Annotated in this window: 22 protein-coding genes, 1 tRNA gene and 1 pseudogene; 11 read left to right on the top strand and 13 right to left on the bottom strand. The window is 55.7% G+C overall.

Annotated features, from left to right (window positions below):
- Nucleotides 1-2 precede the first annotated feature (2 nt).
- The 5 genes from OLX72_RS11195 to OLX72_RS11175 form a co-directional block, all read right to left on the bottom strand.
- A complete protein-coding gene (locus OLX72_RS11195; RefSeq protein ID WP_433988667.1) occupies nucleotides 3-794 on the bottom strand; it encodes an ABC transporter permease in 792 nt (263 codons plus the stop codon).
- Nucleotides 787-1,554, bottom strand: a complete 768-nt coding sequence (locus OLX72_RS11190; RefSeq protein WP_433988666.1) for an ABC transporter ATP-binding protein — start codon at nucleotides 1,552-1,554, stop codon at nucleotides 787-789. The genes OLX72_RS11195 and OLX72_RS11190 overlap by 8 nt, the downstream gene beginning before the upstream one ends.
- A gap of 9 nt (nucleotides 1,555-1,563) precedes the next feature.
- On the bottom strand, nucleotides 1,564-2,577 hold the full coding sequence (locus OLX72_RS11185) for an ABC transporter substrate-binding protein (protein WP_433988665.1): 1,014 nt from the start codon (nucleotides 2,575-2,577) through the stop codon (nucleotides 1,564-1,566).
- A gap of 139 nt (nucleotides 2,578-2,716) precedes the next feature.
- Nucleotides 2,717-3,367 carry a GntR family transcriptional regulator gene (locus OLX72_RS11180; RefSeq protein WP_114871164.1) on the bottom strand — a complete coding sequence of 217 codons (651 nt, stop codon included), beginning with the start codon at nucleotides 3,365-3,367 and terminating at the stop codon, nucleotides 2,717-2,719.
- A 66-nt stretch (nucleotides 3,368-3,433) separates the two neighbouring features.
- A complete protein-coding gene (locus tag OLX72_RS11175) occupies nucleotides 3,434-4,120 on the bottom strand; it encodes a M48 family metallopeptidase (RefSeq protein WP_114871165.1) in 687 nt (228 codons plus the stop codon).
- Between the two features lie 103 nt (nucleotides 4,121-4,223).
- On the opposite strand from OLX72_RS11175, the gene OLX72_RS11170 reads away from it, so the two are divergent.
- From OLX72_RS11170 to OLX72_RS11150, 5 genes are all read left to right on the top strand, one after another.
- On the top strand, nucleotides 4,224-4,550 hold the full coding sequence (locus OLX72_RS11170) for a TIGR02300 family protein (RefSeq protein ID WP_114871166.1): 327 nt from the start codon (nucleotides 4,224-4,226) through the stop codon (nucleotides 4,548-4,550).
- A gap of 102 nt (nucleotides 4,551-4,652) precedes the next feature.
- Nucleotides 4,653-4,728, top strand: a tRNA-Ala gene (locus OLX72_RS11165).
- A 184-nt stretch (nucleotides 4,729-4,912) separates the two neighbouring features.
- A complete protein-coding gene (locus OLX72_RS11160; protein WP_433988664.1) occupies nucleotides 4,913-5,662 on the top strand; it encodes a hypothetical protein in 750 nt (249 codons plus the stop codon).
- Nucleotides 5,663-5,890: 228 nt separating this feature from the next.
- Entirely contained in the window at nucleotides 5,891-6,148 is a 258-nt protein-coding gene (locus tag OLX72_RS11155; protein WP_433988663.1) for a DUF3302 domain-containing protein, read from the top strand.
- Nucleotides 6,145-7,272 carry an HlyD family secretion protein gene (locus tag OLX72_RS11150; protein ID WP_433988662.1) on the top strand — a complete coding sequence of 376 codons (1,128 nt, stop codon included), beginning with the start codon at nucleotides 6,145-6,147 and terminating at the stop codon, nucleotides 7,270-7,272. The genes OLX72_RS11155 and OLX72_RS11150 overlap by 4 nt, the downstream gene beginning before the upstream one ends.
- 440 nt (nucleotides 7,273-7,712) lie before the next feature.
- Here OLX72_RS11150 and OLX72_RS11145 read toward each other — a convergent pair whose 3' ends face one another.
- The 3 genes and pseudogenes from OLX72_RS11145 to OLX72_RS11135 all read right to left on the bottom strand — a co-directional run bounded on the left by OLX72_RS11145 (nucleotide 7,713) and on the right by OLX72_RS11135 (nucleotide 10,314).
- The gene (locus OLX72_RS11145; protein WP_433988661.1) at nucleotides 7,713-8,420 is read right to left on the bottom strand and encodes a hypothetical protein; all 708 of its coding nucleotides are present in this window, start codon (nucleotides 8,418-8,420) and stop codon (nucleotides 7,713-7,715) included.
- A gap of 119 nt (nucleotides 8,421-8,539) precedes the next feature.
- A pseudogene (locus tag OLX72_RS11140) lies at nucleotides 8,540-8,731 on the bottom strand (transposase); the annotation flags it as partial.
- Nucleotides 8,732-9,378: 647 nt separating this feature from the next.
- Nucleotides 9,379-10,314, bottom strand: coding sequence for a LysR family transcriptional regulator (locus OLX72_RS11135; protein ID WP_114870441.1), 936 nt, complete (start codon nucleotides 10,312-10,314; stop codon nucleotides 9,379-9,381).
- A 182-nt stretch (nucleotides 10,315-10,496) separates the two neighbouring features.
- Between OLX72_RS11135 and OLX72_RS11130 the strand changes: the two genes are divergently transcribed.
- The 6 genes from OLX72_RS11130 to OLX72_RS11105 all read left to right on the top strand — a co-directional run bounded on the left by OLX72_RS11130 (nucleotide 10,497) and on the right by OLX72_RS11105 (nucleotide 14,488).
- A complete protein-coding gene (locus OLX72_RS11130) occupies nucleotides 10,497-11,384 on the top strand; it encodes an amino acid ABC transporter substrate-binding protein (protein WP_114870442.1) in 888 nt (295 codons plus the stop codon).
- A gap of 67 nt (nucleotides 11,385-11,451) precedes the next feature.
- Nucleotides 11,452-12,174 carry an amino acid ABC transporter permease gene (locus tag OLX72_RS11125; protein ID WP_114870443.1) on the top strand — a complete coding sequence of 241 codons (723 nt, stop codon included), beginning with the start codon at nucleotides 11,452-11,454 and terminating at the stop codon, nucleotides 12,172-12,174.
- On the top strand, nucleotides 12,171-12,830 hold the full coding sequence (locus tag OLX72_RS11120) for an amino acid ABC transporter permease (RefSeq protein WP_114870444.1): 660 nt from the start codon (nucleotides 12,171-12,173) through the stop codon (nucleotides 12,828-12,830). Before OLX72_RS11125 ends, OLX72_RS11120 begins: the two co-directional genes overlap by 4 nt.
- Nucleotides 12,827-13,555 carry an amino acid ABC transporter ATP-binding protein gene (locus OLX72_RS11115; protein ID WP_114870445.1) on the top strand — a complete coding sequence of 243 codons (729 nt, stop codon included), beginning with the start codon at nucleotides 12,827-12,829 and terminating at the stop codon, nucleotides 13,553-13,555. The genes OLX72_RS11120 and OLX72_RS11115 overlap by 4 nt, the downstream gene beginning before the upstream one ends.
- 299 nt (nucleotides 13,556-13,854) lie before the next feature.
- Complete coding sequence (locus OLX72_RS11110) at nucleotides 13,855-14,238, top strand: hypothetical protein (protein ID WP_433988660.1); 384 nt, start codon at nucleotides 13,855-13,857, stop codon at nucleotides 14,236-14,238.
- Nucleotides 14,225-14,488 carry a hypothetical protein gene (locus OLX72_RS11105; protein ID WP_433988659.1) on the top strand — a complete coding sequence of 88 codons (264 nt, stop codon included), beginning with the start codon at nucleotides 14,225-14,227 and terminating at the stop codon, nucleotides 14,486-14,488. Before OLX72_RS11110 ends, OLX72_RS11105 begins: the two co-directional genes overlap by 14 nt.
- On the opposite strand, the gene OLX72_RS11100 is transcribed toward OLX72_RS11105, so the two are convergent.
- The 5 genes from OLX72_RS11100 to OLX72_RS11080 form a co-directional block, all read right to left on the bottom strand.
- Complete coding sequence (locus OLX72_RS11100) at nucleotides 14,470-16,350, bottom strand: hypothetical protein (protein ID WP_433988658.1); 1,881 nt, start codon at nucleotides 16,348-16,350, stop codon at nucleotides 14,470-14,472. The genes OLX72_RS11105 and OLX72_RS11100 overlap by 19 nt on opposite strands.
- 18 nt (nucleotides 16,351-16,368) lie before the next feature.
- Nucleotides 16,369-16,785: a hypothetical protein gene (locus OLX72_RS11095; protein ID WP_433988657.1), complete on the bottom strand. Its 417-nt coding sequence runs from the start codon at nucleotides 16,783-16,785 to the stop codon at nucleotides 16,369-16,371.
- 567 nt (nucleotides 16,786-17,352) lie between these two features.
- Nucleotides 17,353-18,843, bottom strand: coding sequence for a primase-helicase family protein (locus tag OLX72_RS11090; RefSeq protein WP_433988656.1), 1,491 nt, complete (start codon nucleotides 18,841-18,843; stop codon nucleotides 17,353-17,355).
- Nucleotides 18,833-19,759, bottom strand: coding sequence for a bifunctional DNA primase/polymerase (locus tag OLX72_RS11085; protein ID WP_433988655.1), 927 nt, complete (start codon nucleotides 19,757-19,759; stop codon nucleotides 18,833-18,835). The genes OLX72_RS11090 and OLX72_RS11085 overlap by 11 nt, the downstream gene beginning before the upstream one ends.
- Nucleotides 19,756-20,082, bottom strand: coding sequence for a hypothetical protein (locus OLX72_RS11080; RefSeq protein ID WP_433988654.1), 327 nt, complete (start codon nucleotides 20,080-20,082; stop codon nucleotides 19,756-19,758). The genes OLX72_RS11085 and OLX72_RS11080 overlap by 4 nt, the downstream gene beginning before the upstream one ends.
- Nucleotides 20,083-20,114: the final 32 nt, after the last annotated feature.

Below are 20,114 nucleotides of genomic sequence, written 5' to 3'. Positions count from 1 at the left end.
GCCTAACTACGCCAGCGCAAGACGCGGCGTTCAACAGCCCCGATCATGGCGCTGGTGGTGACGCCCAGAACCGACAGGATCACAACACCTGCAAATAACCGTTCCAGGTCGTACAAGGCACCGGCCTGTAGAATGTAAGCGCCGATGCCATATTCGGCCCCCAGCATTTCCGCCGCCACCAGCAGGATAATCCCGATTGCTACGCTGACACGCAGCCCCGACAGGATACCGGGCAGCGCCCCCGGCAGCACGATCTTGCGCACGATGGACCACCACCCAAGGCCGAAACTCTGCCCCATCCGCACCAATGTGCGGTCGACGTTGTCGACAGCGCCATAGGTTGCCACAACTGTCGGTGTAAACGTCCCCAATGCGATCAGGGCGTATTTCGAAGCTTCGTCAATTCCGAACCAGATCACAAACAGCGGCAACAACGCAATTTTCGGGATCGGGAATATTGCGGCCACTAAGGGCACCAGCCCGGCACGGACGTAACTGAACAATCCAATCAGAACGCCAATGCCGACACCTGCCGAAATTCCCAAGGCGCCCCCGACCAGCAGCCGCGTCAAAGATGGCCAAAGGTGCTGCCACAGCATCCCGCTTTGCCAGAGATCGACAAATGTTGCGGCCACATCGCTGGGCCGTGGCAGGGTCAGATTGCTGATCCAGCCTGCGCGCGTGCCCCATTCGATGATCAGGACAAGCACAACAAAGACAGCTATGCCGACGCCGCGCTTGCCGGTCGGGCGAAACCCGCCGCCACGAAACGGAACGGGGGTGCCGCTAGACATGCAACAATTCCTGATCCGCCGCCGCTGCTTCCTCTTTCATCAGCGTCCAAAGCCGCGCCTGATGCACTTCAAGCTCGGGGTGGTTCATATGCCGGTCTTCCAGTGGCAAATCTATATCGATCACCTCGCGGATACGCCCCGGACGGCGCGAAAGAACGACAACCCGATGACCAAGGCGCACCGCTTCGGCCAGATTGTGGGTGACATAAACACCGGTGAACGGCGCCCGCGTCCACAACGCGATCAGATCCTCCATCAGCAATTCGCGCGTTTGTGCATCGAGCGCCGACAATGGTTCGTCCAGCAACATCACGGCAGGGTTCACCGCCAGCGCGCGGGCAATCGCCACGCGCTGCTTCATCCCGCCCGACAACTGGCGCGGCAGGGCCTTGCGAAAATCGCCCAGTTTGGTGCGCGCCAGAACATCCGCAACAATGGCGTCCGTCTTGCTTTGGCCCAACCCGTGATCTTCCAGAACCAGGGAAACGTTGCCCGCCACATCCCGCCAGGGCAGCAGCGCAAAATCCTGAAAGACAAAGGTCAGCGGGTTCAGACAGCCGGTTGGCGGTTCGCCCAGTTGCAAGATCTTGCCCTGATCCGCACGTTCCAGCCCGCCGATCAAACGCAGCAGCGTCGATTTTCCACATCCGGACGGTCCGATGATACACACAATCTGGCCCGCTGGAATGTCCAGCGAAATATCATCCAGCACCGCCACGTCTCCGTAGCGGTGCGTGATGTTCTGAAGCGTCAGGTCCAAAGGTCCGGCTTACACCGCCTCGACATAAGACGGATCAACCAGTGTATCGACCGTGATATCGTCCTTGATCAGGCCTTCTGATTTGAACCAGTCGACCTGATCCTTCACCGACGCCATGTTCAGCGCAGCGCCCGCGTTGATCCGCATCGCGCCGTTGACGATTGATGGCTTGGCCTTTTCATAGGGACGGTCTGTATAGACGTATTTGTGAACCAGCTTCACCATGTCTTCGGCGGCATCGTCCCCGGCTGTTTTATCAACAAGGGCTGCGTTGAAATCGTCCGCACCGCGCGAAAAGGCGCGCAGGAAAGCCTCGGTCTTGGCCCGCTCATTCGCCGCATTGGCCGCCGATGTGAACACGGTTGTCACCTGATATCCGGGCAGATAATCGGCGACATCGCCAATGATATGCACCGCGCCCGAAGCAGCCAGCGGTTTGGCGATGTGCGGCACGATCGACCACGCATCAACCTGCCCCGACTTCAGTGCGCCAATGATGGCGCCCACTTTTTGCAGCGGCGTAAACCGCACGCTCGCCCCTTCAGCGCCACTGATCTTGGCGCCCATGTAATGAAACGAAGACCCCGGTTGCGTCACCCCAAAGCTTTTGCCATCCAGCATCGCGGGAGATGTCAGTCCGGCCTGAAACGCCGCATCCGAGGCCAGGATTTTCTGCCCGTCAATGCCGGCTTCTTCGCTTAACGCGCCGCCAATCACCTTGGCCGCGCCTTTTTCTGCCAGGGAAATCAAACCGCCGGAAATCGCTGTCACGGCATAATCCGCGTCCCCTGATGCAATCGCCACCGCCATCGGCTGGGCGGCCTCGAAGAACCGGAATTCGACATCCAGACCTTCATCGCTGAAATATCCTCGCTCGAATGCGACGAAACTGGCCGCGTGGCTGGTAAAGCGCAACGCGCCCACATTCAGTTTCGTGCTGGCATAGGCCGGCGCGCCCAACAGCGGTGCCGTTGCAGCCGCCCCCATCAGGCCCAGCGTCGAACGGCGTGTCAGATGTGTCATGATAGTCCTCCCAAGGATTTAGCGAAATGTTGTCACAATGCGTTGCGGGGATGTTATGTCGCTTTGTGCACCAAGGGCAATCTGTCAGCACCGATATCTTCTTCTGTTTGAAAATATCCCCGCCGGAGGCTCCTGCCCTTTAACTGGTCAGCATCCGCAATCCCTGTGTCACATCCGACCGGACAGCCAGACGCAATCCCGGTTCGTCCCCGGCCTTTAACGCCGCCAGGATCAGGCGGTGGTATTGCGGGGGTTCCGTCCGGCGCAGCCGACCGTAAAGCGCGCGCATCGTTGGCCCCATCTGCAACCAGACGGTTTCTGCCATCGCCAGAATGGCCGGCGCCTGTGCGCGCAGGTAGAGCGTGCGGTGAAACTCCAGATTTGTGCGGATGTAACCGACCGAATCGCGGTTCAGGACAGCCTCGGCAATGGTGGCATCAATTGCCTGCATCCGGTCGATCAGGGCCATATGCGCGCGCGGCAGGGCGCGGCTGGCAAGTTCGACTTCCAGCAAGGCACGCAAAGCGGCCAGTTCTTCGATCCGTTCACTTGTCAGTTCCGGTGTCGAAACGCGCCCCGACGCTGACAGAAACAACGCACCCTCGGCCACCAGCCTGCGCACGGCTTCGCGCGCGGGCGTCATCGAAACCCCGTACTCTTTTCCGATCCCGCGTAATGTCAGCGCGCTGCCGGGGGCGATTTCGCCATACATGATACGGGTCCGCAACCGCCGGTAAACGGTATCGTGGGCTGCTGGCGTCGCTTCGGCCGGGCGGGGATTGATCATCATGCGCTATTTGTGATCACAAACCGGAAAAAGGTCAATCTGTCGCGTGATCTCTCCCTCGAATCTCTTTTAAAACCGGTACTGGTGCAGGCCGGCCCCTTCCCGACGCAACCAACCGCGCGGAGCTTCGTACGCGCCGTAAAGCGATTGCACGACATCCCAGAAACGCTCTGAATGGTTCATTTCCTGCAAATGGGCCACTTCGTGCGCCGCGACGTAATTCAGCACCTGGGTCGGGGCCAGGATCAGTCGCCATGAATACATCAGCCCCCCTTCTGCGGAACACGACCCCCAGCGGGATCGTGTATCGCGGATGGTCAGCTTGGCATAGGGCCGGCCCAGTTTCGATGCATAGTAATCAGACGCATGGGCCAATCGAGTGCGGGCAGTCTGTTTCAGGAAACCGGACAGGCGCGCCGGCACACGATCAGGCGGCCCGGGAACAGCGATTTTCCCGTCCGAGACCAGAACAGATCGCCCCTGCCCAGCAACAATTTCGAACATCGCGCCCTGAAATGGCAGGGTTGCGCCCAACCCGATAACGGTATCGGGGCTGCGCGCATCCAGATGTTTGCGAATCCACCGTTCTTTCTCCGCTGCAAATTCAAGAGCTTCACGCTCGGCGCAGCGTTTGGGCAGGGTCAGCGTCACGCGCCCGTCCAGTTGCGAAATGCGCAGTGAAATGCGCCGGGCCCGGGCGGAACGGCGAAACAGCAGCGGAATTGGCGGATTGCCAGGAAGGGAATGATCTGTCATCGGTGGTCTCGGTTGCGCGTAAAGGCTTTGACACTGCCTGCCTCATATGGCACTTGGCCGGAATCGTCGACAAGACTCATGATATTTTTAAAGGGGATTACACATGCCCAAGGAAGAATGGGGTGTTAAGCGTATTTGCCCGACAACCGGCAAACGCTTTTACGACCTGAACCAAGTGCCGATCGTCAGCCCGTACACCGGCGAAAAGGTCGAAATGGAAAACGGCAAAAGCCGGATGATCGCAGCTGATGCGGAAGACGCGGCCACAACAAAGGCGAAACAGGCAGAGGCATCCGATGATGATGAACTGCTGGTAGATGACGACGACGTCGAAGTGGATCTGGATGATGATCTGCTGGAAGACGACGACGACGATGATGATGTTTCGCTGGATGAAATCGCCGATGTCGCGGCGGATGACGACGACTGATCGTCAGACTAGAAAAATGCTGCGCAGGGGCGGATTTTTTCGCTTGATCCGGCCCGCGCAAGCGCCTAGACAGCGGCGCATGCCAGACACGTCTGGCACATTGGGGCCTTAGCTCAGCTGGGAGAGCGCCTGCATGGCATGCAGGAGGTCAGCGGTTCGATCCCGCTAGGCTCCACCATAAACCCTTGTAAATTAAGAGATTTTTAGATGACATCTCGGGGGCGCACCCCTCGGGGGTGCGCTGGGGGTGCACCTTCAGTTTGTTGCGCGTTATGGAATCAGCGCCGACACCAGAACAAACGACACTACCCCACAAAGTACGGCAAGCAGTACACCCGTCATAAGGTTGGCTGGGGCAGGTGGTGCATCTATCACAATGCGTATCACCTTCGGCTGCCTTCATCGCCACTACCAACGAGACACAGGCCGTACATCTTGATCGAGATGATCGGCGCTGGACGGTTATCGAAGTCGCGCAACCATTCGATATGACCACGCATGACGGTCAGGAATCGGCATATGCTTTCTGGGAGCCATACCACCAGTTCATGAAGTCGCCAGATGGCCCCGGCATCGTGCTGAAATATCTTCTGGATTACTCCGTAGATCAGAGAGCGCTTACCTACGGTTACGGCACGGCAGCGAAGGCGCGGGACAAGGTGTCTTCCGACCCTGTGTTATCCGTTCTGACGGAGATCGCGGAGACGGCCGTCTGCCCCCATGATTTGCCGGGCAAGGGCGTTTTGTCGATCAAGACGCTGACTGAAATCGTACGCAATGCAGGCGGTCGCTCGAGCACTCCTGAGGAAGTGTCGCATCGTGTCGCAGAGCTGATCCCGCACGCCACGCGCTGCCGCAATGCAAGGTATTGCGAACGTATCCACACGCACACGACCGGCGACGGTTCGGTCGAAGTGTCGCCTTTAATGGAAACGCGCCTTCGGGGATTCGACTTCGGATCACTTGAAGAGTTTCGTCGCGCGCTGTCTCGAGTAACCCTCGAGACCTATGATGACGGCGACGTTTGGATGCCCTGGATGCCTGCGGACTTCGACTACATGCCGCCAAAACACTCAGACAATACTGAGGACGAAGCTGATCAGCCGTTTTAGGCTCTGGGCCCATTAAACTTCAAAGTGTCGAAAACCATATAGCAGACCTTCGCAGCACTACGGGTAAACGACCGAGTTGCGGACTTTGCAGACTGTCGATCCGCAGTCCGAAATGCATGACTTAAAGCCTTTTCAGGTTTTATCGGTTGAGAGTGTTAAAGACGTATCCGCTTTCAATTTCATGTTTCAGTATGATAGCTTTGGCGCAAACAAAAACTGGGGACTTCCGTGAGCGGACTAGATATTTTTGCGTGGATTGTTCTCATCGTGCTCATTGGCACGGTGATTGTTATATGGGTGTTTTTGGCAATGTTGCCAGGACGTATTGCTGGGCAACGCAACCACCCTCAGCACGAAGCAGTGAATGTGGCTGGCTGGCTCGGCGCTATCGCTCTTGGTGTGTTCTGGCCACTGGCTCTGGTTTGGGCCTTTTACATTTCGCCGGGACAACAGCTTCCCAGCTCTGATGAGGAGGCAACGTCATGATTGTGTTTCTCACGCTTATCTATGTGGCGGTGCTTTTTGTTCTGATCCGTGCCAAAGTTCTTCCGGACACAAAGGCGACCTGGGCCACGACTGGCGTTTGGATAGTTCTTTTGACAGTCTTTCTATTTATTCCCATGCAATGGGGTGCACCTTCCGGACCAGTTCGCATCATGACCCGTGTGGTTCAGATCGTACCAAATGTAGCTGGGCAAGTGGTTGAAATTGTTGCCAAGCCCAATGTTGCGATTAAAAAAGGCGATGTCCTTTTTCGCATCGACCCTGTTCCATTTCAGCAATCGGTAGACATCGCCGAAGCCAATCTAGTGCGCGTTCAGGCGCAATCGAAACAGGACTTGGAGGCATTGAAAACGGCGCAAGCCAGCCTTCGCCAGGCAACCGCTCAAAAGGAGCTGGCTCAAGCTCGTTATGATGACGATAAAAAACTGGTGGATAGTGGAACTTATTCCGAGAACCGCCTTGAACGGCGTGCAAGTGATTTGGATCAGGCCGCGGCAGCAGTGGACTCGGCTCGTGCCTCTGTGACCCGTGCCGAAGCTGAATTGGGGGCCGTCATGCCAGGAGGAAAAGTTGCTAAACTAGCCGAGGCTGAAACCGGTTTGGATCAGGCCCGCTGGAACTTGGATCAAACGATTGTGCGCGCTCCAGGCGATGGTTATGTAACCAATCTGGCCCTGTCGGTCGGGCAGAGGGTGGTCAGCTTACCATTCGCACCGGCCATGGCTTTCGTAGACACAGCGGAAGCAGGGCCCGTGGCGCAGATACACCAAATATACCTTCGACACATTGAGCCCGGGCAGAAAGTTGAAATCGCCATGAAAACGCGCCCGGGAAAATTGATTTTTGGCACCGTGGACCGTGTCATTCCAGCAGTTTCAGGCGGTCAGGCACAAGTCTCTGGTTCTATTGCTGCGGCAGAGCAAGTCGCTGCAGAACCGTTCTTAGTGCGTATCAATTCCGACAATCCTGAAGATGCCGTCTTCATGGTCCCTGGGTCAGTCGGTACCGTGGCAATATACACCGAGAGCGTCGGGGCCACTCACATAATTCGTAAAGTTATGATGCGAATGACCGCCATTATGAATTACTTAAACCCAGCTCTATAATATTCGAAGAGACAGTAGACTGCGGTTCGCTTCAGGCCTTCCCAAACGTCAAGTTTTTCCGCTTCCTTCACGGCCGAGACTACGAGAATGAATGATGGTCACCCCCCGCGCCTCTGCGTCAACTTCTCGCCGTCCGACGCAATTCCCTTCACCCGCTCATACATTATGGTCTGGCGACACAAAGAAATGCTTGGGAATCAAGCAGTTCATTCCCTGCGCGCAGGGTTTTCGAGAATGCTTCGAGTCTGGACGAACCACTGACGCGATGGACATTTCTTGCGACGAACAAAACTCGGGATCGACGTGCACAGTCTGCTTTGCCCTTTAAACCGGACATCTTAGCAAAAGACTCAGATGTCCGAGTCGAGCCCATTCCGGAAGTGCTCCTGCTATGATACTCGCAGATGCAGCAAGCATGGTCTGAGATTGCGCCCCGGCGCTCAATTCAGATCTTTGTCTTGCCAATACTTCGTGCCAGAAGCATTTGCGTTAACGCGCCACCCCGTTTTGCTCAGCACAAAAAACGACCGCCCATCTGTGAATTTGACTTCAGTCGTCGTGCGTTCGTCTCCCTGCATCGCACCCGCATCTGCGGATGCATCATATCCATTTTCCACAAAGCGTTGGAAATCGACTGGGGTCTCGAACATGATGACGAACTGAGATTCAAAGCCGCCAATTCCGAATGCGGCCCCGGCACCTCCGGTCCCCATTTGCATATATGTACGGGCACCTTCAGGGAGAGACACGGCCACACCACGACCATATCCTGCCGAGAGAGGAAATATGGAGATCCGCCGCATATCGAAAGCGGCATATCCAGCACTGACTTCCAAGGCTCGGGCAGCCTCTGGATTTTCCGCAATTAGACGGGTCAGAACCTCATCTGCCATACGGTCGAGTTTTACTCTGGTCGCCGCCGGTGTTTCTTCATCTTTAACCAGTTCGCTGGTTGAATCTATAGCGTTGCCCGCTGCATCAACTCCTTTCTTGGCAACCTCACCGACCTTGCTCGCGCCTTTCTTCAGGTTGTCCATAAGGCCTTCAGCATGCGCGTGACCGGAACTCGTTACGAGCAAAAGAAGCAGGAGTATTTTCTTCACGATGTCATCGCCTTTTTTCTCAGAACGTGTTGAGTATGCCAACATGCATGGCTCTATAGTTTCGAAATTGCCATAACCGCGCCGTATCATCATACAGACGGACTTTTCGCCGGCCAACGGCTAAATGATGCTACTGCAGCGAAAGGCAGAAGTGTCCGGCGTTTTCAACGGGTCGACGCAACACATGCATTGAAACGCTCGGCTGGTGTTTCGTAGTTGAGCGTCTTTCGAGGTCGTTCGTTGAGTTGTCTGGCGACGGCGCTGAGCTTCGCCTGACTATGTATCGACAAATCTGTGCCCTTTGGGAAGTACTGTCGCAGCAGACGGTTGGTATTTTCGTTTGTGCCGCGTTGCCATCGATCCCATATCTCTGACTTCTGTTTATCTGTGAAAAATATCCGGCGACGATACTTCATTATGCTCACTCCATCTTTGGTCAAAGATTAAAGTGTTGCGTCGACCCGTTGAAACCGCCCCGCGTTGCGGTCATAGACGAATTTTTGACGACCGTCCGCTATCGCCCGAACCGGTCATTGACAGCAGAAAATTTGGTTTTTCGCGAACGAACGACCGCTGAGCGGCGCTTAGCCGTCATCTGAGAAAAACAGTCGGATGACCGAGTCGAGCCCAAAACAACTAATGCTGCATAATGTCTGAAAAGCAGTGGAGAGCGAAAAACCGGCATTGGTATTGGTGAGCACATTGGTGCGATGCGCTGTTGCATCGTCACAATACTATCCAGTTCCCAACAGGCGAAATTCTTTGGCCAGACAGGTTCGAGTTGAGGCAGTTTACAACTCTAATGGAGAAGCCTGAATGAGCTGAGTTTTAATTACAAAGTATTGTGATAGGCAGCGGCTTTGTTGAAAAGGGTGACCTATGGTTATCGAAGGAAATCTCCAAGCTACGTCACAATTTGCTTTTCAGAACAAATTACCTTCCTTTCACGCCATAATTTTCGAATTATATCATACATATAAAGGGTTTTTACATAACTAAATTCTTAAGCGCCAAGTCCCAATATCCCTTCCGATCTTGCCGGAAGAATGTTGGAAATTTCACGGCAAATCGCTTCGACGGTAGGTTTGAGGTTCTCAAATTCCTTTGTTTTCAATCTTAGCATTGTTATCTCCAGCGACGAGGATGGAAATCCCAGATGATCAATTCTGACCAACGTTCCATTTTCCAAGTCGTCTGATGTGGTGATGCCAGGAAGCCAGCCGCAACCCAGCCCGCAGCGAATGCCTGCCAGAATGGATTGTGTCAGGCCTGAAACCAGTTTCATCGACACTTTGTAAGGAAGTTGCGGCAAAAGCGATGAGCGCATCAGATCACCCATGAAAATCTCGGGCGGGTAGCAGACCAGCGGAATGGATCGATTACTGGCGATCATCTCTTTCAGTTCGGGCAGCCAATACGCGGCACAAACAGGGATGAAGCTGTCAAATCCAATGCTTGTGCGCTGCACCAGATCCTTGGGCGGGTCCAGCCGTTTGGTTTCGGTTTCATAGCAGATCATCGCGGCGACCTCTTCGGTCATCAGCATCTGAAAACAGATTTCAAGGTTGGCGGATCTAAGGCGAATGTCATGCGCTGCCATCACATCGCCCAGTGCCTTGAGGGCGCGGGGCAAGATGTTGGCCGAAATTGAGTGTAGCGCTGCAATCCTGATCAGCTGGGTCGGTTCATTGGCAAACGCGTCCTCCAGCTGATTAAGGCTGACCAGCGTGGTTTCAAGTTCAAGCTGAAGCGACCGTAAATGGAAGGTTGGCCCGGAGGGTCGTTTGCTTCGGTCGACGAGCATCACCTTAAGTTTGTATTCAAGTGCCTGAAGGCGTCGCGAATAGGCTGATTGCGATGCGTTGCGGGTTTGGGCCGCCAGTGTGACGCTTTGGGTGCGGATCAATGCCAGCAAATCAAGAATGGAATTTCTGTCCATGCGTCAGATATAGCATGCACATATTGCATAATAAAATGCAATAATATCGCTTTTAAATCGCACAAGCTGCATACAAATTCAGGTTAGAAATCGTGCGGCAGACGTGAGCCGCTGTTTTCGTTCGCTTATTGGCCTTCTTTGGGGCAACATGAGTGAAAACAACAAAAAGGGAGTAAACAACAATGAAACACGGCTTTAGAACACTTGCGGTGACGGCTATAGTGGCTGCGGGCTTTGCGGCACCGGTATTTGCCGATGCGGGCGACAGCCCAACGCTGAAACGCATTCAGGAACGCGGGGTCGTGAATATCGGCCACCGCGAGACATCAATTCCGTTTTCCTACATTGGCAGCGACAACGAGCCGATTGGCTATTCCATTGACCTGTGTCTGAAGATCGTCGACGCGATCAAAGCAGAGCTGGGCGTTGAAGAACTGGACGTGAAATACATCCCCGTCACGGGACAGACCCGCATCCCGCTGATTGCAAACGGCACGATTGATATGGAATGCGGATCAACGACCAACAATCTGACGCGCCAGTTGCAGGTCGAATATTTGCCAACGACCTTTATCACCGGCACCAAGATAGCGTCAAAGGCGGGTTCAGGCATTACCGAGCTGGAGGACTTAGAAGGCAAAATCATTGGGTTGTCGTCCGGCACCACCAACGAAAAGGCGATCAAAGCCGCGATTGAGGCCGGTGGCCTGAATGTGGATATCGTGCCGGTGAAAGACCATAGTCAGGGCTGGCTGGCGCTGGAAACCGACCGGATTGATGCCTATGGCTCGGATGATGTGCTGCTGTACGGTTTGATCTCAAAATCCTCTGATCCATCGGCCTATCAGGTCACGGGGCGGTATTTGTCGTTTGATCCCTATGCGCTGATGGTGCAGCGCAACGATTCCACCTTTGAACGTCTGGGCCGGGCCACCATGGCAGGGTTGATGCGCTCGGGCGAGATGGCTGAGATTTACGCCAAATGGTTTGAGCCAGGACCGACAGGTATCAATATGCCTTTGTCGGAAACCTTGCGCACAGCCTTTGAAGTGCAGGCGCTGCCCGAGTGACCAGACGCTGATACATCCGGGGGCGGGCGATGTTCCGCCCCCGTAACGACATGCGCCGGGGGATCACATGAACTATAACTGGGACTGGGGCATTTTGTTCCGCGAGCCCTATTTGGGGTGGATCATATCCGGTCTTGGCTGGACGTTATGGATTTCGCTTTTTGCCTGGATCATTGCCTTTAGCCTGGGGTCGGTTCTGGGGATTTTCCGCACCTCATCCAGCCCGGTGCTGCGCGCCATCGGCACGCTGTATGTTGAGATTTTCCGCAATATTCCCCTTCTGGTGCAACTGTTCCTGTGGTATTTCGTGTTTCCCGAACTGCTGCCTGATGATTGGTCGCGCTGGGTAAAGCGCGATATGCCGGCACCGGCGATGACCACCGCTATCATTGCGATCGGTCTTTATACGGCGTCGCGGGTGTGTGAGCAGGTCCGGTCGGGCATTGATGCCGTTGGTCTGGGTCAGCGACAGGCCGGCAAGGCCATCGGCATGACCGAGGTACAGGTCTATCGCCATATCCTGTTGCCCAATGCCTACCGCATCATCATCCCGCCGTTGACCAGTGAATTTTTGACGATCTTCAAACAATCCTCGCTGGCGCTGACCATCGGCGTGGTCGAGCTGACGGCCATGACACGCCAGATCGAGGAATACACATTCCAGGGGTTTGAAGCCTTTACCGCCGCCACCATCGTTTATTCGCTGGTGACATTCACGGTCATGGCTATCATGCGCCAGGTTGATAGGCACACGGCGCTTCCCGGCACCTTTTCAAAAGGGGCTGCATGATGTTCGATCTTGATTTCTCGGTCATCCCGGCAAATTCTGAATTGTTGTGGGAGGGTATGAAAATGACCTTCCTTCTGACCGGGCTGGCCATCTGTGGCGGTATCGTTCTGGGCACGTTTCTGGCGCTTTTGAGGATCGCCAAGGTTCCGGTGCTTCAGCATGTTGCGGCTGGCTATGTGAATTTCTTTCGCTCGCTTCCGTTGATTTTGGTGATCTTCTGGCTGTTCTTTCTGGTGCCGTTGATATTGGGGCGTCCGGTGGGCGCGTTTTCATCGGTGCTGGTGGCCTTTGTCATGTTCGAGGCCGCCTATTACTCTGAGATAATCCGCGCCGGGATCAATTCGGTGCGCCCCGGCCAACTGGCAGCGGCGCGGGCCATTGGCCTAACATATGGGCAATCCATGCGCTATATCGTACTGCCTCAGGCATTTCGCGCGATGACGCCCATTCTGCTGACCCAGGCGATCATTCTTTTTCAGGATACGTCGCTGGTTTACGTTGTCGGCCTGCGCGACTTCCTGGTCAGCGCCGAGATCGTGGCAAACCGCGATCAAAAACTGGTTGAGATGTTCCTGTTCGTCGCGGTGGTCTATTTCACCATCTGTTTCCTTGCGTCGATGGGTGTTAAATATCTTCAAAGAAGGCTTGCCACATGATTGAAATGTCATCCGTCAGCAAATGGTACGGTAAATTTCAGGTTCTCAAGGACTGCACGCTCAGCGTGGCAAAGGGCGAGGTTATCGTGGTTTGCGGGCCATCTGGGTCGGGCAAAAGCACGCTGATCAAAACTGTGAACGGGCTGGAGCCGATCAACAGCGGTCAGATTACTGTTGCGGGAACAGACATCACCGCGCGGAGCACGAATCTGGATCAAGTGCGTTCAAAAATTGGCATGGTGTTTCAGAATTTCGAACTGTTCCCGCATATGAACGTGACCGAAAACATCAAGCTGGGTCAGATCAAGGTGCTAGGTCGGGGGGCCAAGGAAGCCGAGGATAAGGCACTTGCGCTGCTAGAGCGCGTAGGCTTGTCCGAGCATGCCCACAAATATCCCTCACAACTGTCTGGTGGGCAGCAACAGCGCGTGGCGATTGCCCGCGGATTGGCGATGGAGCCAATGGCTATGCTTTTTGACGAACCTACGTCTGCGCTTGATCCCGAAATGATCAACGAAGTGCTGGATGTGATGGTCGAACTGGCACAGGAAGGTATGACCATGATGGTCGTCACCCACGAAATGGGATTTGCCAAGAAAGTGGCCGACAGGGTTGTGTTCATGGATTTTGGCGAAATCGTGGAAGATGCGACCTCAAAAGATTTCTTTGGGGCTCCCCGCAGTGAGCGAGCGCAAGAGTTTCTCTCAAAAATTCTTAGCCACTAATATCTGTTCTATGGCCGATAAATTGCCGAAGCGGTAATCGGTGTGAGCGCAGCGAATTCACACATTGTCCGCAAAGCTGTCATCAAGGCAAAATCAAATAATGTCCGGATTCATCCAAAGCGGACCTTCGGCAGGTAGTCAACTTCGAGTCTCAGGACCTTGTTTTGGGTATCCAACCAATCACGAGAAGGTGCCAATTTGGCGTTGTGGGTGACGCCCGCTCCTATGCATGTTTGAGAACTGCGGGGTGGGTTTCGGCTCGCCCCGCCTTCGTTCTTGAATCGCATAGGAACCCCAAAATGACTGACAAAAACCACAATGAAGACCGGGCAGAAAAGCTGGCCGGATTGCTCGCCCCGCTCGTTGCTAAAGACATCCAACATGGAATCGAGAAGCGCCTCAATGAGTTGGAGCAGGAAGTATCCACTCGCCTTGACGGGATTGCGTCAAAGAACTCGGAACTTCTCGATAAGCTCCATCGGACGAAAGACGCAAAACAGTCCCTTGAAGATCAGTTGACAGGGGTGGTCGAAAACCAGACTCGCGGCGACAAACTCGAGGAGATCGTTCTCGACAAAGTGAGCGCACTTGATCCGATCGCCTACCGTACCGCGAAGGCTCAGGCTGAAAAAGCGGGTATTCCGCTGCGCATCGATAGGGAGGCAAAACATGGAACTTCGTGAAGCAGCAAACTTGGCGGCATACGAATTCCTGGCGACCCAGTATCGCCAGGTACGCGACAGTGACGTCGGTCTCGTGCGAAACATCATTCTTGATCGTCTCTATGCATCACCTGCGTCCCCAAACTTTATTGAAGAGACATTGCAGAACCCCAGCTACAAGCGCGCGGTGACCCGTCTTTTGAAGCGCATGAAGCCGGAATTCGTGGAGATCATGGATCGCACCTTCGAACTCTATCGAGACATGGGCTGATGCCGTCGAAGAACGGGCATAAAGTTGAGCGGGAGCTGACCAGGTCGCAGCGAGATCAAATTGTGGTCGACCTCGCGACTGGAGTGATTTCCCCGGAACGGGTGGGATCCAAGTACGGTTTCTCCGGCAACGCTGTTCGGCGCTGGTGGAAAACCGTCCCAGAAGACGAAAAGTTGCTTCTCGTGGCTCAGGATCGGCAGCGTCGCGATGTCGCCTCGAAAAGGAGCGCCGCAGATATGCTCGCTTCGGACGGCGACGATATCGACAACGATCTGCGTTGGCTCATCCAACGCCTGACCTGAAATTCGGTTATCGCGCTTCTTGAGCCTGCGATTGCCCGTCGGCAGCTCTTCGACCAGCAAATTATCCACATTAGCGGCCAGAAGCGGGCAGTTATTGTGCCGGATCGCGCCGTCCAGCAAACGGCTTTCCAGCGACGCGAGAGCGGCACCAAGAACCCATGTTTGCGGGACGCTGGTGAATGTCTTGCTGGTGGCCTGGCGCAGTGCCTGTGCGAACCCAGAGATGCCATGTTCGTCGCCTCCGACAATGTCGGGCCGGATTTCCCGCACCAGATCGAATACGGCCTGCTGCATGTCCTCCGAGCGCTCGAACACGCGCAGGGTGCCACGTTTCACGGCCTCATCATATGTGTCCCTCAAGTTCTCGGGCGCGCGTTCATATCCCATCCGGGTCAGATACTGAAAAACGGTCATGTCCAGATTGCGAGGAGAGGCGCGATGCCGTGAGGCGATACAAACCGCCATAGGGTCGTCCGTCCCGCCTGCGTCGATGCCGATGGCTGTAAAATCGTAATCGGTCCGCGTCGGGCGTTCACATTTGCTCCAGTGTGAATGCAGAACGGTTTCGGCATTTGCGTCACTGTCATTGCGCTCGATACCAAGGCGCTGGGACAATGTGAGCGCAAATGTCTCAAGATCGGATGCGTCTGCGGCCTGTTTCAGTTCGCGCTCCAATTCCGTGGCATCCATTGTGCCCACAGGGTTGGATGCGCTGCGCAGAGAGGGCATGCCGCGCCACCATTGCGACGGATCGGTCGGATCGAGATCGGGGCGTTCTTTCAGCGGGAATGTGAACAGCAGCGGCAGAAAGTCCGGGTCATCGATCTCGCCAGACCGGACGGCGCGGGCATATGTTAGCTGGCGCTTGAATTCGCCCACGGGCGCACTGATCGGCATTGTGGAGATACTGACAGTCTTGAAATCGCGGCCCCAGTTCGCGCCGCCCTGTTTCAACTGATTGACCACGGCAGATGCTCCGTTGATCGTGGCCAGTTCGTGCGTCTCATCCAGTATCAAAAGCACCGGACGGCGTCCGACAGCCGCTTTCATATCGCAGGCAAGCACCTGAATTTCGATCCCAGTTTCCATATGCGTCAGGCTGCGGTTCTGGGCGTTGCTTTTGAACAGGGGCCGCAATTCGTCATCGGCCAGGACAGCCTGGGTGATGTGATCGAACACGATCTTGGCCGCTGGGATGGTCGGTGCCAGAACCGCGATCAGGCCGCGCGTGTTGATGCGCAGCGATGCCGACAGCATGGTGTAGCCCAATGCAAATGCTGCGACAGATACCGATTTGCCCGATCCCTTGCCAAGTACCCACAGGGTTTCGCGACACTGGAAGCTGGCCTTCAGAGCATCCCGTTGCCACGGCAGCCAGCACTGCTCCAACCTGCGGCCCGCCATCGGGCCTTGGGTCAGCATGGTTTTGCCCGCCAAAGTCACAAACCGCTCGGCCAACCCGTCAGGATCGGGCAGAACGGGCACGAGGTCTTGCGCACAGGTCGCCTGATGCCAGTCAGGATTGGCCGTTGTGACGGGGCGGGCGTATTTACTCGGCATCGGGCAGTTCCCGCATGATCAGGCACTCCAGACTTTCGAGGCGGGGTTGGATTTAGGCGGGGCGTTGGGTATCAGCTTGCCTTTTCCCAGTCCGAGCTGTTCGCCCAGCTTGTTCACTGTCGCGCTGTGACGGGCAATGATGGCGCTGGACGGGTGGATGCGCCCGTCTGGCATGACAATCCCGCCACTCGCCGTCATGGCCGCTTGGGCGTCCCGTACCGCCATCAGATTGAGGAAATATGTCTCAACAATTCCAGCTTTCTGCGGCACCCATGCGTCTATGTTGCGGAGATGCTGGATCATCGATTTCCATTCGGCTGCATATTCCTTTCTCAGGCTCTTTGGCAGCGGTGGCAGCGGTTTTGACCTACCTTGATCTGGTTTTGTCTGGATTGCCGTCAATTGGCTCTTTTCGGACGTGATCGGGTTAGGCATTTGAGGCTCCTTTCTTGAAGCGGTTGAAGATTTCTGCGGCGCGGTCGGGCTTAAAATGTTCTGTGTGTGTTTTCGTGGCCCCGTGCGTAGTGGCGCACCCCCAAGCCCGACCTTCGACATACCCCTCCCCCAGTTTTTGGGACCGCGCTCGATCCCGTTCGTGGAGGTTGCAGGGCTGGCATGCTCCACGCAGGTTTTCCCACGACCAAAACGTGCTGTTGTCGGGCAGGTGTTCGATGTGGTCGGCCTGGGTTGCAGGTGCGATGCCGCAGATCGCACAGATCGGACAAGATGCCAGAACACGTTTTCGTACACGTTTCCATCTCTGGGTGCCGTACCATTGCCTGCGTTGAGCTACGATGTGCGGAGGCGTTCTACCCATGCGTTAGCGCGCCTCGCTATATTGCAACCAGAGCGGGAAAAAGAGCGCTTTTGGTCCGTTAGGTCCAATGCGTCCAATATAAACACCCAACTCAGTTTTATATGTAGAAATATATTTTTCTAAAAATATACTTTTTTCCACGTAATGAATATGTATATCTACATTGGACCTATTGGACCTAGCTATCACTTCTGGGCTAACCATTCCTCAAATCCTCCCTGCAAAACAGTCCAATCGATGGCATAAACTTTGCCCATAGGGTGATCGCGCTCAAAGCCTGGGAAACAGACGGCCCGTTCCCTGTCCGTGTTCGCAGGACCGCTGCGCGTCCTGACCTCGCGCACCTTGTTTTGGGTCATCGCGTAAATGTCTTTCCAGAACACCTGCTTCGATACGGGTCTGGATGCGCGATGCTCGTGCTTCAGGTGCCATTCCTTGTAGAGACCATAGACTGTCTTCTTATCCGGCGTCCCGTTGCTGCCCATAGTATGTGTCATCGGCCCGAGACTTTCATTATCCAGAACATCGTGCCACCAGCGGTGCGTTTCGCGCAGGCTCTGGCGACGCTGATCCAGATAGATGTCCGTGATCGGCCTGCTGTCTACCGGGTGAAAGCCCGTCAAGTCGCGCCGTTGCAGAAAGTCCAGCACAGCGTTCTTTCCGCCAGCGTTCAACCATTTGTGCAGGTCATTCCAATATTGTCGCGTTTGTTTGGTCTCGCAGACCTCAAACATTGCAAAACGCCTGTCCGAGAATTCCACGTTCGCGGCGAAACGGTGATTTGTGGCCATAAGGATGCTCAGAAGGTTTTCCATGCAGGTGCTGTCGAGCCCTTTACGGGTCACGGTCATCCACGGTTCGGTGATGAGATTCTTGAACGCATCCGCGCCGCGCAGATCGCCTGCGAACAAGGCCTCATCCGCGAAACAGAACATGGCGCTTTCCAAATGTGCATTGAAGTGCCCCGTCAGGCCCTCAGACTGCGACACGCTCACCCCATGCTGTCCGAATATAGTCAGCATCAGGTTGCCCAGAGTGCCCTTGCCAGTGCCCTGCTTGGCGGAGATCAGGCACAGGGCGACACCAATGCGCTCTGCAGGCCTCTGGACGACCCACGCAAGCCAGTTCAGGATGTATTCACTACTTTCCGGGTTACCATCTGCCAGCAGCATGCTGACATAGTCCAGGAACGGCTTGGGGTCGCCTGGCTTTGGCGTGATCCCGAAACCCCGCCACAGGTTCAGCCGCCCCTCAAATTCGGCTGGTTTGGACGGATCACAGATCAGGCCCCTATATCTGGGCGTCTTCGGGTTGGCGATGAAACGCTCGACCAGCTCACGGTTACCCAGCCAGATTTCGAAATCACTCTTGGATAAGAGATTCAGACGGTCCCGTTTGTGTCCGTTCACCTTTTCGGACGTGAAGTATCCGATGCGAACCTTTTGCCCCATGTTGAGGATGAAATAGTCGGCAACCATTTGGTCGATGGCCACATCCCGCTGGGCGTCGCTCTCCGCATTCACCTGATCATGTACCAAGCGCCGCAACACTCCGATCTGCTGCGGGTAACCGCCTTGGCGACAGGCTGTTTTGAGCGCCTGAATGGCGGGTTCCCGGTCGATCTCGACCAGATCGGAAATGCGCAGGATTTCTGAGGCAAGGGTGTTAGCGTCCATAGAACATCTCCCGCACCTTTGGGCACATCACACCATCTCCACGGCCTTTGACGGCCCGCGCGGCTGCGCGCATGGCCTGACGTTCGGTGATCTCGGTCCAGCCGTCGCGGGCCACAACACCATGTTGAAACTGTGTGGCCAGAAGCCAGACAATCTCGGAATATTTAAACCGTTCGTTTGACAGCAGTTTGGCAATCGACATGTCGAAGCCGGATGCGGACGTATCGTGGAGGCCATCCGCCCCGCCCGCCCAGCGATACCGCAGGGACGGCCTGCCAAATGTCAGCGCCAGACCCAGCCGTCGCGTGACGTCGGCCCTGTCGATGGCCGCAAGCGGGGGCAACGTCAGGTCGCGGCTTGGACCTGATCCGGCCAGTAATTCATCACAGGCCATTTCGGGCAGTTCGGCCAGCGGCGACGAATCTGCGACCGCATACCCAGCCCCGAATGCGATCCACCCGCCCACGCCCCGCGTATCCAGCCCTTGCACCACGTTCTGGCGGGTGCGCAGGTCACGATGCTTTACGGGCAGGGTATAGAGCAAATGCAGTCCGCCCGAGACCGTCCTGTGTGTACGGGTTGCCGTTGGTACCTGCCACTGGATCAGCCATTGCTCCGCAAGGCATCCGTCTTTGTATCCGTCGAGGTCCAGAGAGTAGAGACCATTGCCCATTGCGATGCCAAATCCATTCGCCCGAGACCAGTCAAACCGACTGACATCGGTGCTGGCATTCAGATGCCCGTTCCGGGTCAGCGGGCGCTTGGTCCACTTCCCTTTGGCGGCATCCCATAGAATAGCGACAGGAAAGACAGGCAGACCCGTTGTCGCCGCATAATCGGCCCACGTTTGACCGTGCGGTTGGGCAGGTGCGGTTGGGCCGTCGCGTGTGATCGCCCATTCTGTGCTGGCACTCATGTCATCACCTCACGCACCCGGGCAAACCTGTCGCGATGCTCGTACATCGCCGCGCACTGGCCTGATGATGAGTAAATGCAGACGCCGTGCCGACCAGAAAGCATCTGCAAACGCTCGCCGTCTGCGATCAGCAAAGCAAACAATGCGCTGGTGAGAGGCTGGATCGGGATCGTGCGACAGATCAGGTTGACGTCACCCGCGTCGGCCCGGATCGTGACGGTATCGCCGCGCACCCGGCATTGGATGTCCAGCATGCCGAGTGCCTCATAAGGTTGCAGGACATGACTGAGCATGTTTTCGAGCCGCAAGGTGTAAGGGGTCATCGCATTTTTTCCTCTTGCATTTTTCTGACCGG

Origin of the sequence: Sulfitobacter sp. TBRI5 (assembly GCF_051013555.1) — a bacterium.
Lineage (GTDB): Bacteria > Pseudomonadota > Alphaproteobacteria > Rhodobacterales > Rhodobacteraceae > JL08.
The sequence above is the reverse complement of the archived record's forward strand: the minus strand, read 5'-3'. Positions and strand labels throughout refer to the sequence as shown.